The organism is Paludisphaera borealis (assembly GCF_001956985.1).
Lineage (GTDB): Bacteria > Planctomycetota > Planctomycetia > Isosphaerales > Isosphaeraceae > Paludisphaera > Paludisphaera borealis.
In genome coordinates this window covers 720,771-736,535 of the sequence record NZ_CP019082.1, presented here as the reverse complement: position 1 = coordinate 736,535, position 15,765 = coordinate 720,771, and the positions used below count along the sequence as shown (strand labels likewise).

13 protein-coding genes are annotated in these 15,765 nt (G+C 66.1%); 9 read left to right on the top strand and 4 right to left on the bottom strand.

Annotation, left to right across the window (positions count from 1 at the left end):
* Positions 1-7: 7 nt before the first annotated feature.
* Entirely contained in the window at positions 8-1,051 is a 1,044-nt protein-coding gene (locus BSF38_RS02790; protein ID WP_237170718.1) for a YheT family hydrolase, read from the bottom strand.
* Between the two features lie 269 nt (positions 1,052-1,320).
* Here BSF38_RS02790 and BSF38_RS02785 point away from each other — a divergent pair, with 269 nt between their 5' ends.
* The 5 genes from BSF38_RS02785 (at position 1,321) to BSF38_RS02765 (ending at position 9,696) form a co-directional block, all read left to right on the top strand.
* Positions 1,321-2,883, top strand: coding sequence for a B12-binding domain-containing radical SAM protein (locus BSF38_RS02785; RefSeq protein ID WP_076343353.1), 1,563 nt, complete (start codon positions 1,321-1,323; stop codon positions 2,881-2,883).
* 463 nt (positions 2,884-3,346) lie between these two features.
* Positions 3,347-4,303 (top strand): acyl-CoA desaturase, encoded by a 957-nt coding sequence (locus BSF38_RS02780; RefSeq protein WP_083712657.1) that lies wholly within the window; start codon positions 3,347-3,349, stop codon positions 4,301-4,303.
* Positions 4,304-4,945: 642 nt separating this feature from the next.
* The gene (locus tag BSF38_RS02775; protein WP_210405672.1) at positions 4,946-6,964 is read left to right on the top strand and encodes an ArnT family glycosyltransferase; all 2,019 of its coding nucleotides are present in this window, start codon (positions 4,946-4,948) and stop codon (positions 6,962-6,964) included.
* A gap of 33 nt (positions 6,965-6,997) precedes the next feature.
* The gene (locus tag BSF38_RS02770) at positions 6,998-8,410 is read left to right on the top strand and encodes a glycosyltransferase family 87 protein (RefSeq protein ID WP_083712656.1); all 1,413 of its coding nucleotides are present in this window, start codon (positions 6,998-7,000) and stop codon (positions 8,408-8,410) included.
* Positions 8,411-8,706: 296 nt separating this feature from the next.
* A complete protein-coding gene (locus BSF38_RS02765) occupies positions 8,707-9,696 on the top strand; it encodes a dockerin type I domain-containing protein (protein WP_076343350.1) in 990 nt (329 codons plus the stop codon).
* Here the strand turns inward: BSF38_RS02765 and queG are convergent.
* The 3 genes from queG to nth all read right to left on the bottom strand — a co-directional run bounded on the left by queG (position 9,668) and on the right by nth (position 12,579).
* Positions 9,668-10,831 (bottom strand): tRNA epoxyqueuosine(34) reductase QueG, encoded by a 1,164-nt coding sequence (gene queG, locus BSF38_RS02760; protein WP_076343349.1) that lies wholly within the window; start codon positions 10,829-10,831, stop codon positions 9,668-9,670. The genes BSF38_RS02765 and queG overlap by 29 nt on opposite strands.
* A 27-nt stretch (positions 10,832-10,858) precedes the next feature.
* The gene (gene metF, locus BSF38_RS02755) at positions 10,859-11,779 is read right to left on the bottom strand and encodes a methylenetetrahydrofolate reductase [NAD(P)H] (protein WP_076343348.1); all 921 of its coding nucleotides are present in this window, start codon (positions 11,777-11,779) and stop codon (positions 10,859-10,861) included.
* A gap of 131 nt (positions 11,780-11,910) precedes the next feature.
* Positions 11,911-12,579, bottom strand: a complete 669-nt coding sequence (gene nth, locus BSF38_RS02750) for an endonuclease III (RefSeq protein WP_076343347.1) — start codon at positions 12,577-12,579, stop codon at positions 11,911-11,913.
* Between the two features lie 180 nt (positions 12,580-12,759).
* Between nth and BSF38_RS02745 the strand changes: the two genes are divergently transcribed.
* From BSF38_RS02745 to BSF38_RS02730, 4 genes are all read left to right on the top strand, one after another.
* Positions 12,760-13,446, top strand: a complete 687-nt coding sequence (locus BSF38_RS02745; protein ID WP_076343346.1) for an LON peptidase substrate-binding domain-containing protein — start codon at positions 12,760-12,762, stop codon at positions 13,444-13,446.
* Between the two features lie 243 nt (positions 13,447-13,689).
* Positions 13,690-14,280, top strand: a complete 591-nt coding sequence (gene folE, locus BSF38_RS02740; protein ID WP_083712654.1) for a GTP cyclohydrolase I FolE — start codon at positions 13,690-13,692, stop codon at positions 14,278-14,280.
* 89 nt (positions 14,281-14,369) lie between these two features.
* Positions 14,370-15,146, top strand: a complete 777-nt coding sequence (locus tag BSF38_RS02735) for a hypothetical protein (protein ID WP_099091940.1) — start codon at positions 14,370-14,372, stop codon at positions 15,144-15,146.
* A 56-nt stretch (positions 15,147-15,202) separates the two neighbouring features.
* On the top strand, positions 15,203-15,730 hold the full coding sequence (locus BSF38_RS02730) for a zinc ribbon domain-containing protein (protein WP_076343344.1): 528 nt from the start codon (positions 15,203-15,205) through the stop codon (positions 15,728-15,730).
* The last annotated feature ends 35 nt before the right edge of the window (positions 15,731-15,765 follow it).

Genomic DNA, 15,765 nt, shown 5'->3' with positions numbered 1-15,765 from the left:
GCCTGGCTCAACCGCCAAGGCCCCAACGTCGGCACAGCCAGTCGGCGAGCCGCGCTTCCAGCCAGCGGCGGTCGCCTCGCCAGGGGGTCCGGCTGATGTAGCCCAGATGTCCGCCATGCGCGCAGAGCTCGAAATCGACGTTCGCTGGAAACGCGACCGAGCGAAACGCCTCGACCGGGATGAATGGGTCGTCGGCTGCGTGCACAACCAACCCGGCGAGTGCGATCCGAGGCGCGAGCGGTCCGGCGCTGGAGCGTTGGTAATAGTCGTCGGCCGAGGCGAACCCGTTGCGGGGCGCGGTGTAGAGGTCGTCGAACGTGTAGACCGACCGGACGCCCTGAAGATCGACCGCGCCGAGGTCCGGAAACCGGCGATGCAGCTTAACCACCTCGCCGCGGAGCCAGCGGACGAAGTTGCGATCGTAGACGAAGTTCTCGGGTTCTTGCATCCGACGCGCGCAGGCGAGGAGGTCGATCGGCGGGTTGGCGGCGAGGATGCAGTCGAGCCCCGCCGCCGGGCGCTCGGCCGCCTCGGCGGCGAGCTTGAGCGCGAGGCTCGCGCCCAGCGAGAACCCGGCGACCGCGATCGGCGACCCGCGAGCCCGATCCGCCAGCCAGTCCACCACGGTGCGGACGTCGGCGCTGCGTCCCGCGTGGTAGATTCGCCTGGCGAGCCCGAAACCCTCGCCCGCCCCCCTCAGGTTCATGCGGACGACGCGGACGCCCATCGCGTGCAGCCGGTTCGCGAACCGGATCAGATACGGCGCGCCCGCCGAGCCGGCCAGGCCGTGAATCAGCACCGCCGCCGGTTCGCCGACGCGCCACCCGCGTGGAATCGATTCGAGCACGCACAAATGATCGCCGTCGCCGAGATCGATCGAGAGGGTCTCGACTTCAAGCCCGAGCCGCCCGCCGCCGAGGAGCCAGCCGCCGATCGTCTGAGCGTGCCCCCCCTTCACCCACGGGTGCGGCGCGAAGGAGGGCGCGGCATCACGTGCCTGGGTTGTCGGCTCAGTCGATCGAATCAGGCTGTGCGGCATGAAATGCGGCATGAAATATGATACGTTTCGGCAGTGATGGAACATTTTGGAGTCCGACTTCGCGTGCGAAGTCGTCGTAGGTTCCCAACACCTGTTGGGAATTATAGCAATTACGAGACCTCGTCGCCACGTCGTCGAGAGCCGCGAACCGAGCGACGACTTCCAGGAAACTCCCCGTGCTCGCTGGGAACTTTTCTGGTTCTCGACTAGCATGGTGTCTTGACGCCGCGCGATTCCCCCCCTGGTTTCACCCGTTCTGGGATTCAAGGGTCAGGCATATCATGGCAGACATCGTGATCATCAATCCTCGGTTCGAACCGTCCTATTGGGGGATGGATCATGCGCTTCCCTTCATGGGGAAGTCGGCGAACCTGCCGGTGGCGTGCCTGCCGCTGCTGGCGGCGCTCACGCCCAGGGAGCACGACGTCACGCTGATCGATGAGAACGTCGAGGCGATCGACTGGGAGCGGTGCGCGCGGGCCGACATCGTGGCCCTGACGGGCATGAGCGTGCAGCGGTTCCGCATGAAGGAGATCCTCACCGAGCTGAAGGCGCGGGGCTGCTTCGTGGTGATCGGCGGCCCGTGGATCACCGTCCAGGAAGACTACTTCGACGACGTCCCCGACGTGATTTTCGTCGGCGAGGCCGAGGAGACGTGGCCCCAGTTCCTCCGCGAGTGGTCCAGCGGCTTGCACCAGTTTCGGTACGAGCAGGCCGACAAGACCGACATGTCGACGGTGCCCACGCCGCGGTTCGACCTGATCAACATGAAGAAGTACGCCTTCGGCAGCCTTCAGTTCTCGCGCGGATGCCCGTTTCAGTGCGAGTTCTGCGACATCATCGTGACGTTCGGGCGGCGTCCCCGGATCAAGACCAGCGCGCAGGTGATCGCCGAGCTGGATGCGATTCTCAAGACGGGGCTGCGGATCGTCTTCATCGTCGACGACAACCTGATCGGCAACAAGAAGGCGATCAAGGTCGTGCTCCGCGAGGTCATCGAGTGGCAGCGGAAGAAAGGCTATCCACTCACCTTTTTCACGGAGGCGTCGATCGACCTGGCCGACGACGCGGAGCTGCTTGACCTGATGGTCGAGGCCAACTTCGTCGCCACGTTCATCGGCATCGAGAGCCCCAGCGAAGAAGCCCTCCGCGAGACCAAGAAGTTCCAGAACGTCCGCGCGGGGGGGACCCTGACGGAGAAGGTCCGCACCATCCAGAAGGCCGGCATCGAGGTCTGGTGCGGCATGATCATGGGGTTCGACAGCGACGACGTCGGAATCGTCGAGCGGCAGATCGAGTTCATCCAGCAGAGCCGGATCGCGTTCTCGATGAGCGGCATGCTCTCGGCCATTCCCAAGACGCCGCTCCATTCGCGGCTCGCCACGGAGGGCCGGCTCGACTTCTCCGACCGCTCCGAGTTCGGCACGAACGTCGTCCCGCTCAAGATGTCGCGAGAGGAGCTGCTCAACGGCTATTTCGAGGTCTTGAACCGGCTCTACGAGCCCGAGGCCTACTTCGAGCGGACCGACGCCTTGTTCCTCGACCCCGCCTTCGAGCTCGGGATCGTCAAGAAGAAACCCTGGTGGCGACTCTCCCGGCGCTGGGTGCTCTCGGAGGCGAAGTGCGTCGTCGAGAGCCTCGGCCTGTTCTCGCGACTGATCTGGAGCGTCCCCAGCGCCGAGCTGCGCCGCGAGTACCGCAAGCGCCTCTTCAACTTCCTCAAGGTCCATCGCCGTCCCGGGTTGCTGCTGTTCTACGTATTCCATCTCGCCATGCATTATCATACCTGGAAGATGGCCAAGGACATGTCCAGCCGAAGCTCGCAACTGGTCAACTCGTTCTGAGTCCCGAGAACGCAAGACACTTTCCGGTTGAGTTCGGCCGGCCAAAGGGATACTTTCAATTGGCTCAAGGGCTCGCCGCCGCGCGCGGCGGGCCGACGAGTCGGGGGGATCGCCGTCTACGACGAGGCGGTTTCCCCCGGTTCCGGCAGGCGTTTGGTTCCTGAAAAATCCCCCATGGCGGCGAGACGAAGCGAGTTCGCTGTCCGTTTCGGGGTGGTTCCCGAATCACGCGACGACACCGACCGGCTCGAAAGGCGCACAGCGACTCTCGACGCGGAGAGATCGCGGGTTCGTCTCTTCGCCCCCGGCGAATCACTCTTAATACGTTCGTCTCCCGACGACGACGGCCCCGCGACGACCGACTCCGCGCCCCTGTGATCCTGCTTCCTCGTCCTCGCGAGGCCTAAGGCCGATGGTCGTCCCCCGTGGGGACGCGGATTGAAACAGACAGAAAAGGTTGATCATGAGTACAACGACGGCCGCTCGACCGGCCCGGCGACAGATCGCATGGGCTTCGATCCTGTACATGGTCGCACTCCATGTCGGGGCCCTGCTCGCGTTCCTTCCAGCCTATTTCTCCTGGTCGGGCGTGCTGCTCTGCGTGTTTCTCCACTGGCTGAGTGGCGGCATCGGGATCTGCATGGTTTACCACCGGCTGCTGACGCATCGCAGCTTCACGGTACGTCCGAAATGGCTGGAATACCCGCTGACCGTCATCGGCGGGATGGCCTCCGAAGGGGGCGCGATCGGCTGGGTCTCCGACCACCGCCGCCACCATGCGTATTCCGACGACGAGCTCGACACCCACTCGCCGCTCCGGGGCTTCATGTGGGCTCACATGGGATGGTTCATGGTCTCGGACGAGGCTTCGCGCCACGACGAGGCCTACTACAAGCGATGGGCGCCCGACCTGTTCCGCGACCCGATCCACCGCTGGATCGACCGCTACTTCATCGTCTTCCCGTTGGCGAGCTTCGCGGCCCTGTACGCCGCCGGCTCGTATTACGGGCTGGGCATGAGCTGGCTGATCTGGGGCGGGTTCGTCCGCACGATCTTCGTGCTGCACACGACCTGGCTGGTGAACTCGGCCAGCCACATCTGGGGATACCGCACCCACGCCACCCGCGACCAGTCGACCAACCTCTGGTGGGTCGCGGCTCTCACCTACGGCGAAGGCTGGCACAACAACCACCACGCGTTCCAGACCTCGGCCCGCCACGGTCTCGACTGGTGGGAGATCGACCCGACCTACATGGCCATCAAACTGATGTCGGCCCTGGGAATGGCGGGCGACATCAAGCTCGCCAAGGTCCGCAAGGGTCCTGACGGGACCCTCATCGAGCCGGGCGCTCGCACCATCATCCCGGCCGTCGAGACGCCCCACGAGGCGTTGACGGAAATGCAGCAATCCCGCGTTTGACGCGACGGCTCGCCGTGCCTCCGCTCGGCTCCGGGATTTCCAACTTCCGCCGCGGTCGATCCAAGTGGTCGACCGCGGCGGTTCGTGTTTTCGAAGCGCGGTCGCGATCCTGCGGCTGCTTCCCCTTGTCTTCCCCGTGGCGACCGGCGATGATGACGTCGTTCGATCGGTTCTCAGCGGCCCTAGCTCAACGGCAGAGCAGGGGACTCATCAACCAAAATGGTGGCGCCGGAGGGCGACCTTCGGATGCGAACCGGGTGAATTGCGGGAAACCTAAACCTCTGTTTTGAGGCACGGCGATCCGCAGCCAAGCCTGGCCGGGCTTTGGTGGCCAGGAAGGTTCAGAGACTAGCGGGGTGAGTCCCAACGATAATCCCCGCCTCGAGCGCCCGGCCTCCCTCGAATGCTTCGAGGCGGTCACGTCAAGCGGTCCGTCAACGACCGCCACGCAACCGTTTCGATCGTCGCAGGCGAGGATGAGATAGTCCAAGCCCCGTGGAAACGCGGGGGCACTTGAATCCCTTGGTTGCAGGTTCGAATCCTGCGGGCCGCACTCGTCTCGCCGTTTTTTTCGCCGGTCATCGACTCGGGCAGGTTTTTTTTGCGACCTTCCGACCTTCCGAACTTCAGGTGGACGGATCGATGATCGACCCCGATCCGATTCCGTTCGCCGACGTGCCGCCCCCGGGCGCGACGGCCCCCGAACGGCCGACGCCGGCATCCGCCCCCATCGTCGTCAAGCGCGACGAGGCCGAGCGGAAGAGTCGGCGGATCGGCCGCGGCTTCGCGATCCTGCTGACGATCGCGGCGTGCACCCTGCACGGGATCGCTGTCTGGAAAGGAATGGGTGGCGCGGAGGGCCTGAGCAACGCCTGGCCACTCTGGCGCGACGACCATCCACTTTATTACCACAGCGCCCTCGTCACCCGGTCGTTCCTCGCACAGTCGGGGACGACGGCCGGATACGACCCCAGCTTCATGTCGGGCTACGCCAAGAGCGTCGTCTTCCCGGCCTCCTCGACGCTCCCTGAACTGGTAGTCTGGGCGTTCGGCGGCCAACGGCCGGAGCTGGCGTACAAGCTTTACGTCCTGATCTCGACCGCACTTGTGCCATGGCTCGTGGCGGCGGCCTGCTGGATCTGGAGGATACGAGCGGGAGGCGTGGCGACGGCCGTCTTGCTCTTCCTCGCCTACCTCTGGACCGACTTCCCCATCAACTACGCGTCGCTCGGCATGGTGCCGTATCTGCTGGCGATCCCTCTAAGCCTGGTTGCGACGGGGGCGTTCGGCCGGTTCCTCGACGCCGGTGGATCCGGCCGCTGGCTGGCCGCCTCGTTGCTGTGCGCGGGGGCGTTCCTCGTCCATCTGACCTCGGCCATGATCATCGCGCCGGCCGGGGCGGTCGCGTACATCGCGTCCTGGGCCGGGCTGAAGTTCACGCGACATCTCGGCGTCTGGCTGCTGCCGCTGGTGGTCCTGGCGACGAACGCCTTCTGGTGGCTGCCGGGGCTCTGGCTTTCCGAGACCAAGGGGGCCAGCGACTTCGTGTTCCGGCACCCGGAAGGGGCGCTCCTGCGAATCGTCCGGATCGCGATCGGCGAATCCCCGATCGAGGTGATCCTCGTAACCCTGGGCCTGCCGGGGCTGGTCCTGCTGAGTCGTCGTCATCGCGGCCTGGGCGCAGCGCTCTGGGGGTTCTGCGCGGCGGGTTTCTTCTGGGGATATCTCGCCAGCGACATCCGCTCGCTCGACTTTCTCCAGCCGGGGCGGCACACATACGCCTTTTACACGGCCTTGACCGTGGCGGTCGGGGCGGGCTTCTTTCCGTTCCTGGAGAAGCTCCGCCCGACGAAGTTCGGCCCGTTCCGGCTCGACCACTGGGCGTTGGCCGCAGCTGTTTTGATCGGCGTTCGCATCCTGGTCATGCCGCTGGTGGGCTCGGTGCAACTGCGGATCGGAGGAGCGGAAACGTTTCTGATGAGCAAGCCGTCGGCGACGCTCCTGTGGGTGGTCGACGGCGTCAAGAGACATGCAAAGCCTGGCGACCGCGTGCTTTACGAAGAGAGCGGCTTCGACGTCCAGGGGATTCCCGATCCCTACCAGCACGGCCGGTTCAGCGGCCTGATCCCCGAGCGTGTGGGGGTTGAATTGATCGGCGGCCCCTATCTCCACGCGGCCCTCCAGACCAACTTCACCCAGTTCGGGGAAGGCAAGCTGTTTGGGATGGTCGACTGGGACCGCGACTTCTTCGTGAAGTACGCCCGACTGTACCGGCCCAGCCTGATGGTCTGCTGGACCCCCCGGGCCCGCCGGTTCTGCCAGTCGAACCCCGACCTGGCGAAAATCCTGGAAGACGACGGCACGCTCTTGATCGCCCGGATCTCCGGCTTCGAGGGGGACGCCGTGCGCGGGTCGGCGCGGGTGGCCGCCGCGCCGGGCCGGCTGACGGTCCGCGAGATGTCGCCCGATCTTGACGGATCGGTGGTCTTGCGGTATCACTCCGTCCCGAGCTTGCAGGCCCATCCGGCCGTCCCGGTTGACGCCACGTATGAGGAAGGGGATCCGGTTCCGTTCATCCGGCTCCGACCTTCTCCGGGGGTGTCCGAGGTGGAATTGGAGATGATTCCGCCGGTTCGGATCCCCTGGGCTTCCGGCCGGTGAAGGGCATCTTTTGAAGTCCGCGGCGAAACACGCATGCTGATTCGCTCTGCGTGGCTTTCTCCAGGGAGGGAGTACGCCGTGCTTGAGATCGACACCGGACCCCGACGCCTCGTCATCGGCCGGTACGCGCGACCGTTCTTCTGGTTCCTCTGGGCGGCCGTCGTGATCACTGCCGCGGCCTTCTACTATCCCAAGGCCGCCGATCAGCGCAGCGCCTTCGTGCGCTGGCAGCCCCAGGTGCTGAAGTTCTGGGACGGGGTGAACATCTATGACAAGATGTACTTCCCGAACCCGCCGATCATGCCGATCACGCTCTATCCGTTGATGACGCTGCCGCCGGTCGCGGCGGCGATGTCGTGGTTCCTGATCAAGGCGGCGCTGACGACCATCACGTTCTTGATCTGCTTCGACGTGGTCAAGTCGCGCGATCGGCCGTTGCTCCCCCCGTTCTTTCAGACCGCGATTCTCGTGCTCAGCCTGCGGCCGATCCTCGGCGACCTTCACCACGGCAACATCAACCTCCTGATTCTGTTCCTGCTGGCGACGATGTTCCAGGCCTGGCGCAAGGGACACGACACGGCGGCCGGGCTGCTGCTGGGCCTGGCGATCTCGTTCAAGGTGACCCCCGCCTTGTTCCTGCCCTACTTCCTCTACAAGAAGTCGTGGCGGACGGTGGCCGCGACGTTCCTGGGCCTGGCGCTGTTTCTGGTGGTCATCCCCAGCTTGGTGCTCGGCCCGGACTTCAACACGCTCTGCCTCAAGACCTGGTGGCACCGGATGTTGACGCCGTTCCTGATCGAGGGGAACGCCAGCCCGCAAGAGCCCAATCAGTCGATCGTCGGCGTCCTGACGCGGTTGCTCACGGAGATCAAGCCGGGGACCAATCGCTACGACGTGCGGCTCGACCTGAACCTGGCCTCGCTGCCTCCCCAGTTGGTCAGCCTGCTCGTCAAGGGGGTGGCCCTGGGCCTGGTGGGGCTCCTGGCCGTCTTCTGCCGGACCAAGGACCCCGACCGTCGAAGCCCGCTCTACCTGGGAGAGATCTCCCTGGTGGTGCTGACCATGCTGTTCGTGTCGGAACGGAGCTGGAAGCACCACTTCGTCACGCTGGTATTTCCTTATGCGTATCTGGTCTACGAGTTGTACGCGCCCGGCCTGACGTTGCGGAGTCGATACGGGATCGCCGGCGCCTTGGTCGCGTCGTTCTTGCTGATGGCGAGCACGTCGAGCGAGTTCGGCGGCCTGTTCGCCGAAGGCAAGGGGCATGACATCGCTCAGTACTATGGAATGTTCATGTGGGCGGCCGTCGTCCTTTACGCCGCGGTCGCATGGAGGCTGCGCGTCGGCCAGTCGAGCCTCGCCGTCGCCGCCGCGACGCCCGGGCGCGACGATCCGGCGCCCAACCGCAAGCTGAGCCCGGCCTACAAGACGCTCGGGGCCGGCTGAGCCGCGCCTCGCCTGTTCGATCCCAAGTCTCCTCAAAACCGGCGTCGCGGTTCTCGCGACGGCCGGTCGGCCCTTCCGGCCACGCCCAGGCGAACTTTGCCGACTTTGCGGATTTCAACGATAATCTCAAGTCTACAGGCCGATGCGGCCGATCAAATTATCAATTCGTGTCAGGATTGGTCTCCGCGACGGCCGTAGGCGCGCCGCGAGGATCGATCGAGACCGCCTCTGTCTGAGCGACGGCGTCCGGCGACCCTGGCGCCTTCAACATCTCGGCTGCCGGCCAAGGAGGGCCCATGAACCCGTCACGTGAACTGCCCCGGAAGCGTCGTCAAAGCACGTTCTCCGTCGATCTCCTCGAGGACCGCACGGTGATGAGCGCGGGGATGGGAAGCACCTTCGCCATCGTCCCCGGAACGATCGCCGCGGCCGGTCAGATCTCGACGGTCCAGGTCAAGATCGACCCCAGCTACTTCACCGGCGGCAAGGGGGGCAAGTTGGTGGTGGGGGTCGACGTCGCGGCCGACCCGTCCTCGACGGCCAAGCCCGAGATCGTCTCGATCCGCGCCGAGGGGAGCCGACGTCCGTTGTCGGTCCAGCACTCGGTCTACTCGCAGTCGATCGTCAAATCCAAGAGCCTTTCGACTCCGGTCAGCTCGGCCATCACAAGCACCCTGACCGTGCCCAAGGCCGGCCAGGGCCCGGCGACCTACCTGGTCGACGTCAAGGGCCTGTCGTCGACGACCGGCAACTACCTGCTCGGCTTCTACCTGCCGGGCGACACCAACGGCGACGGCACGGTCGATCAGACCGACATCAAGGCCATCAAGTCCGAGATGGGCGCGGCGTCGACCAGCTCCAAGTATACGTTCGACGCCGACGCCAACCGCGACGGCAAGATCAACAGCGCCGACCTTCGGATCGCCACGCAGAACCTCGGGGCCAAGACCACGATCAGCCCGGTCGTGAACGTCAACCTCGACCCGGCCACCGACGGCCCGCTGCACAGCCGGATCACCAGCTCGCGGCTCGTCCGGTTCACGGGTGCCGTGACCCCGAACGCGACGGTCAAATTCGCCGAAATCAACAACAACTCCCCCGGCGCGACGGCCACCGCCGACGCCACGGGCAACTATAGCATCATGGTTCCCCTCGGCGACGGCTCGAACACCTTCAAGGTGACGACCGCCGACGCGTTCGGCCAGTCGATCACCGGCCAGATCTCCCCCGTGACGTGGTCGGCCAACCCGCCGACCGTCACGAACACGCCGCCGACGACGACCTGACGCCGCCGAACCCCTCCACCGCCCGGGCGACGGCCTCGCGCACCAGCGCGTCGTCGTCGCCCTGGAACCGTTCCAGCGCCTCGCGGGCGATCGGCGATCCAATGCGGCCGAGCGCCCAGGCGGCGGCGGCGCGAATCACCGGGTCTTCAGCGCGGTCCGCCAGCCGATCGATCAGGGCAGGCGCCGCGCCTTCGTCACGCGCCGAGCCCAAGACTAGCGCCGCGTTCCGCACCAGCCCGACGCGGCGGGCGCGTTCGAGGGCCGAGCCCCGCAGCGCCCGCTTCCAGTCCCCCTTCGACCGGTTCAGCCATTCCACCAGATCGGCGTCGACCCACTCGTCGCGCGCGTCCAGCTCGTGGACGCGGCCGGCGGGCGCCTTGCGATTCCACGGGCAGACGTCCTGGCAGACGTCGCAGCCGAAGACCCAGCCGTCGAGGCGGTCGGCCTGGTCGTCGGGGATCGCGCCGCGATGCTCGATCGTCCAGTAGCTGATGCAACGCCCCGCGTCGAGCTGGTACGGACCGTCGAACGCCCCCGTGGGGCAGGCGTCCAGACACCGCGTGCAAGTCCCACAATGGGACGAGACGTGCGGCGGATCGGGCTCAAGATCGAGATCGACCAGCAACGCGCCCAGGAACGTGAAGCTCCCCAGCCGCCGGTCGATCAGCAGCGTGTTCTTACCGATCCACCCCAGACCGGCGAGCCGCCCGTAGTCGCGTTCCAGCAGCGGCGCGGTGTCGACCACTGCGCGCCCCTCGACCTCGGGGCGTTCAAGCTTCAGCCAGTCGAGCAGGGCGGCGAGCCGGGCGCGAAGGACCTGGTGGTAGTCGAGCCCTCGCGCGTACCGCGCGATCTTGCCGGACAATCGGCGGGAGGGCGCGTCGGCGTCGGTCGGCTCGCCATAGACGAGGCTGACCATGACCACCGCGCGGACCCCTTCGAGCACGCTGTCGGGATGGGCGCGGGCCTCGGCGTGCCGCTCCATGTACTGCATGCCCGCGGCGCGGCCGGCGTCGAGCCATTCGCGGAACCGGTCGTAGTCCGGCGGCGTCCGCGCGCCGGCGACACCGACGCGGTCGAAGCCCAGCTCGACCGCCTTGGCCTTCAGCCGGCGCGTGAGGTCGGCTTCGCTCATCGCCGCGGCTCGCTCGGAACGCTTCGCTCAGACCGCCGCGCGGCGCGCGAGGGCCTGCGAGTCCTTGACACCGAGGTAGTCATAAATCTGCCGGGTCGCGTCGGAGCGGTTGAGGGTGTAGAAATGAAGGCCGCGCACCTCGTTGTCGAGGAGGTCGCGGCACTGCTCGGTGGCCCAGTGGACGCCGACCTTGGCGACCGATTCCGCCGAATCGCCGCACCGCTCGACGGCCCGAAGCAGCCGGGCGGGAATCCGCGCCCCCAGCGCCAGCTCGGCGATCCGCGCCAGGTTCTCCTTCGACGTCACGGGCATGATCCCGGCGAGGATCGGCACGCGGATTCCGGCCAGGTCGCACCGTTCGCGGAAGTCGTAAAAGTCGGCGTTCTGAAAGAAGAGCTGGGTGCAGATGTAGTCGGCGCCGGCGTCGACCTTGCGCTTCAGGTTGTCCATCTCCAGGAGCCGGTTGGGGGTCCCGGGGTGCCCCTCGGGAAAGCCCGCGACCCCGACGCCGAACCCGCGTGAATCGGCCACGCCCAGGCGTGAGCGGACGAAACGGACGAGCTGATCGGCGTACTGGAAGGCGTCGTTCGCGCGGTCGTACCCCTGAAGGTTGCGCGGCGGGTCGCCACCCAGCGCCAGGATGTTCTCGATCTTCGAGGCGGCGTAGCGTTCGAGGATCGCCTCCAGCTCGGCCTCGGAGTGACACACGCAAGTCAGGTGCGAGATCGCCGTGAGGTTGGTCTCTTGCTGGATCCGGACGATCAGATCGTGCGTCCGCTCTCGCGTCGTGCCGCCGGCCCCGTAGGTGACCGACACGAACGAAGGCTGGAGCGCCTGGAGATGCGCCATCGTTTCGAAGAGATCCGCCGAGGCCTTGTCCGTTTTCGGAGGAAAGAACTCGAAGCTGAAGGTCGTGGGGTTCGTCTCGAAGATGTCCAGAATATGCATGATCGTATCCGTCCCATCGAATCGCCCGGCCCGCCCGGCGGCTGGTCCCTCTTATGACTGGACAATAGAATAACGGCTGATCCGCCTTGCCGACAGATGATCTTGATTCGCCGTGAGCCCGCGGCGACTCGTCACTGCGACGATCGAACGCCGATCTTGGGGCAGAACGGTTCGAGCGGGCATTGGCTGCAATGGGGCTTTCGGGCCACGCAGAGTTTCCGGCCGTGGTGGATCAGGCGGTGACTGAACTCGACCCACTCGGAGCGCGGGACGACGGCCATCAGGTCGGTCTCGATCTGCTCGGGGGTCTTTCGGGTCGTCAGGCCGAGCCGGCCGGCGAGCCGCTTGACGTGAGTGTCGACGACGACGCCCGTCGCCAGGCCGAAGGCCGTTCCGAGCACCACGTTGGCCGTCTTTCGCCCCACCCCGGCGAGGGCCGTCAAAAGTTCGAGATCGCGGGGGACCTGGCCGCCGTGCTCCTGTTGCAGGCGAGCGGCCATCGCCTGGAGGTTCTTGGCCTTGGCCCGAAAGAAACCGGTCGAGCGGATCAGCTCTTCCACCTCGGCCCGATCGGCCTCGGCCAGGGACCGGGCGTCGGGGAACCGGGCGAACAACCGGGGCGTGACGAGGTTCACCCGCACGTCGGTGCACTGGGCCGAGAGGATCGTCGCCGCCAGGAGCTGGAACGGGCCGTCGTGAACCAAGGCGCACTCGGCATCGGGATACAGTTCCTTGAGGGCCTTGAGGACGCGACGCGCCTGAAGCTTGGGATCGCTGGAAGGCTGTTGTTTCTTGGGCATCCCCACGCATCCCACCATCATCGCCCCGGCGACGACTTGCAAACCCTGGCCTGACGCAGCCTTGCCGCCGTTCCGAGGCCGACTACAATGCACTTCGCGACATGGCGAAGTCGACCGCGCCCGGATCGGGCCGAGCCCCGTACTGTATTTGCCGTCTCGACGAGGCGAAAGTCAAGTGGTATGGACGACGACCTGGATTTGCGCGATTTTTCGGACGTCACCCGGCTGTTTCCGCTGCCGAAGGTCGTCCTTTTCCCTCACGTCGTCCTGCCCTTGCACATCTTCGAGCCTCGATACCGGCAGATGACCGAAGACGCCCTTGCGGACGACCGGCTGATCACGATCGTCCAGCTCAAAACCGTCCCCGACGTCGGCGGCTGGACCGAGCCGGCGGCGGTCGAGGAAGTCGGCTGTCTGGGCAAGATCATTCGGCACGAACGGCTCGCCGACGGCCGGTTCAACCTGCTGCTCCTGGGTCGGAAACGCGTCCGATTGCGATGCGAGCCGCCGAGCGGGCGGCTCTACCGCGTCGCCGAGGTCGACGTCCTCGACGACCTCGCCCCGGGCGACTCCGAAGCCGCTCGACGCGCCGGCCTCGTCGATCTCTTCCGCAGGGTCGTCGGCCGCGAGCACGCGCTCGATCCGGACTTCTCGAAGCTGCTCAACGCGTCGGCGCCCCTGGGCGTCCTCGTCGACGTCATGGCCCACGCGCTCAGCTTACCCATCGAGCTGAAGCAGTCGCTCCTGAACGAGCCCTCGGTCGAAAAGCGGTGCGGGACGATCCAGGAACTGCTCGAACGGCTCGAGCAAATCGCCGGCTCGGCCCCGCGCACGCACCCGTTTCCCCCTGATTTCAGCCTGAATTGAACGCCGCTCCAAGCTTCTTGATTTTCGGGGCGGCGAACCTTACAATGGACCGTGCTTCAGCAGAAGCTTTTGGCGTTTTTCGACTTACGTCGAAATCGCGAAGGCCGGCGACTCGTCCCCGGCGTTTGCGGCCGACCTGGGCGGGATGAACCCGGCTCGGGCCGCGGAGATCGATTGCGAAAGCCGCCCGGGAACGGAGATCCGGTGGGAGGCCTCGCCTTGCCTCGTCCCGAGAAAGTATTGATGGCTGCCAACACGCCTCGTCACGAAGTCGATCTCGACCGGATTCGCCGGGCCGTTCGAGAAATCCTGCTGGCCGTCGGCGAAGATCCGGAGCGGGAAGGGCTGGTGGAAACCCCCGACCGCGTCGCCCGGATGTACGCCGAGGTCTTCCAGGGACTGCATCAAGACCCCCGCGTCCACCTCACCAAACTGTTCACGCAGAAATACGACGAGATGGTCCTGGTCAAGGACATCCGCTTCGTGAGCTTCTGCGAGCATCACCTGCTGCCCGTGGTCGGCCAGGCGCATGTGGCCTACATCCCCAACGGCAAGGTCGTCGGCCTTTCGAAGATCCCCCGGGTGATCGACGTCCTGGCCAAGCGCCCTCAGATGCAGGAGCGGCTCACCGAGGAGCTCGCCGACCTCTTGATGAGAGAGCTCGACGCGAGGGGCGTGGCCGTCGTCATTGAGGCCAGCCATAGCTGCATGACCATCCGAGGGGTCAACAAGCCGAACGCCACGTTCGTCACAAGCGCGGTCCGAGGAGCGTTCAAGGAGAGAATGGCGACGCGTTCGGAGGTGATGTCGCTGATCTTCGGCGCCAAGAACTGAGCCGCGCTGCTCGCCCCAGCCCGCGCCGTGTGCGAGAATAGGTTCTCTAACTTCCGTGTCGACCCGCGATCTTGGCTCCGAGCACGCCTGTGACCTCCAGCTCTTCCATTCTCGCCGATTTCGCCGTCCGCCTCGCGTTCGGGCTGTCGCTCGTGCTGGCGGCCACCAGCTGGCGAATGACGCCGTTGGCCTTCTTTCGCACGAATTCCCAGGTGATCCTGGGGCTGCTTGTGCTGGCGGCCCTGGACGTCTCGCGAGGCGGCGCGACGAGCCCGGCGTGCTGGTCGCTGGCGGCGGCGGCCTTCGCGGCCTACGCGGCCACGATCGCCTGGGGGCTGGGTCTCGCTCGGATCGGCCGGCCGGTGCTCGGTCTGATCGCGGTCGTCGCGGCGGCCTGGCTGACGGCGGCGTCGTACGACGCCGACCGCGGGCTCTGGATGTTCAACTCCGTCAGCCGGGGGGCTTCGGGCTTCGTGCTCGGGGCCACGCTGGCGGCGATGTTGCTGGGCCACCACTACCTGACGGCGCCTTCGATGTCGATCGAGCCGCTCAAACGCTACGTCCGCTTCATGGGTTGGGCGCTCGCCGTACGGGGCGCCCTGGGCCTGTCGGGCCTTCTGCTCAGCCACGGCGCGCATCCGGCGCTGGGCGTCGGGGCCGTGTCGGCCGACTCGTGGATCTTCCCGATGATGCGCTGGGGGATGGGATTCGTCGCGCCGGCCGTGGCCACCGCGCTGGCGTGGAAGACGGTGCAGATCCGCTCGACGCAGTCGGCGACGGGCATCCTCTACGCCGCGATGACGCTGCTCCTCTTCGGCGAACTCAGCTCGCTGATCGCCGCCCGCGGGGGCGTTCCGATCGTCTAACGCGAACCAGGCGGCGCGGGCCGCTCGTCCGCCGAGAAAGGGTCGTGGATTCGTTCATGGAACTGACGTTCGAATGTCCGAAGTGCAAGATGATCGACCACGTCGACGACGTCGAGTCCGCCTCGCAGGCGCGTTGCAGCCACTGCCAGACGGTCCGCGACCTCCATCCCGAGGCGATCGCCGACGGGGGGACGCTGGCGGCCTGTCCATTGTGCGGCACGCCCGACGTGTACATCCAGAAAGACTTCCCCCAGACGTTGGGCCTGGCGATCGTCTGCGTGGGCTTCGCCGTCAGCACCGTCTTCTGGTATTATGAAAACCCCATTCCGGCTTATCTGGTGCTGCTTGCATCGGCCTTACTGGACATGATCTTGTACTATCGGGTTCCGAACGTCGCGATTTGCTATCGGTGCCAGAGCCAGTTCCGCGGACCGGGGTCGAATCCCGACGGGCGATTCGGTCCGTTCGACCTCTCGGTCGGCGAGCGTTATCGTCAGGAGCGGCTTCGGATCGAGGAGCTTCGCCACCGCGGCGATTCGGTCAAGTCGCCACCGTCCGAACCGACCGCGCGCGACGACCGCTGAACCTGGGGCGGGCGGGCAAGCGAAAGCCGCATCGA

Excerpts from the sequence above, each read along its gene's own strand:
- BSF38_RS02765 (WP_076343350.1), top strand. The coding sequence starts at position 8,707 with ATGAACCCGTCACGTGAACTGCCCCGGAAGCGTCGTCAAAGCACGTTC.
- folE (WP_083712654.1), top strand. The coding sequence starts at position 13,690 with ATGGCTGCCAACACGCCTCGTCACGAAGTCGATCTCGACCGGATTCGC.
- BSF38_RS02785 (WP_076343353.1), top strand. The coding sequence starts at position 1,321 with ATGGCAGACATCGTGATCATCAATCCTCGGTTCGAACCGTCCTATTGG.
- BSF38_RS02790 (WP_237170718.1), bottom strand. The coding sequence starts at position 1,051 with ATGCCGCATTTCATGCCGCACAGCCTGATTCGATCGACTGAGCCGACA.
- BSF38_RS02780 (WP_083712657.1), top strand. The coding sequence starts at position 3,347 with ATGAGTACAACGACGGCCGCTCGACCGGCCCGGCGACAGATCGCATGG.
- BSF38_RS02770 (WP_083712656.1), top strand. The coding sequence starts at position 6,998 with ATGCTGATTCGCTCTGCGTGGCTTTCTCCAGGGAGGGAGTACGCCGTG.
- BSF38_RS02730 (WP_076343344.1), top strand. The coding sequence starts at position 15,203 with ATGGAACTGACGTTCGAATGTCCGAAGTGCAAGATGATCGACCACGTC.
- nth (WP_076343347.1), bottom strand. The coding sequence starts at position 12,579 with ATGCCCAAGAAACAACAGCCTTCCAGCGATCCCAAGCTTCAGGCGCGT.
- metF (WP_076343348.1), bottom strand. The coding sequence starts at position 11,779 with ATGCATATTCTGGACATCTTCGAGACGAACCCCACGACCTTCAGCTTC.
- BSF38_RS02775 (WP_210405672.1), top strand. The coding sequence starts at position 4,946 with ATGATCGACCCCGATCCGATTCCGTTCGCCGACGTGCCGCCCCCGGGC.
- BSF38_RS02745 (WP_076343346.1), top strand. The coding sequence starts at position 12,760 with ATGGACGACGACCTGGATTTGCGCGATTTTTCGGACGTCACCCGGCTG.
- queG (WP_076343349.1), bottom strand. The coding sequence starts at position 10,831 with ATGAGCGAAGCCGACCTCACGCGCCGGCTGAAGGCCAAGGCGGTCGAG.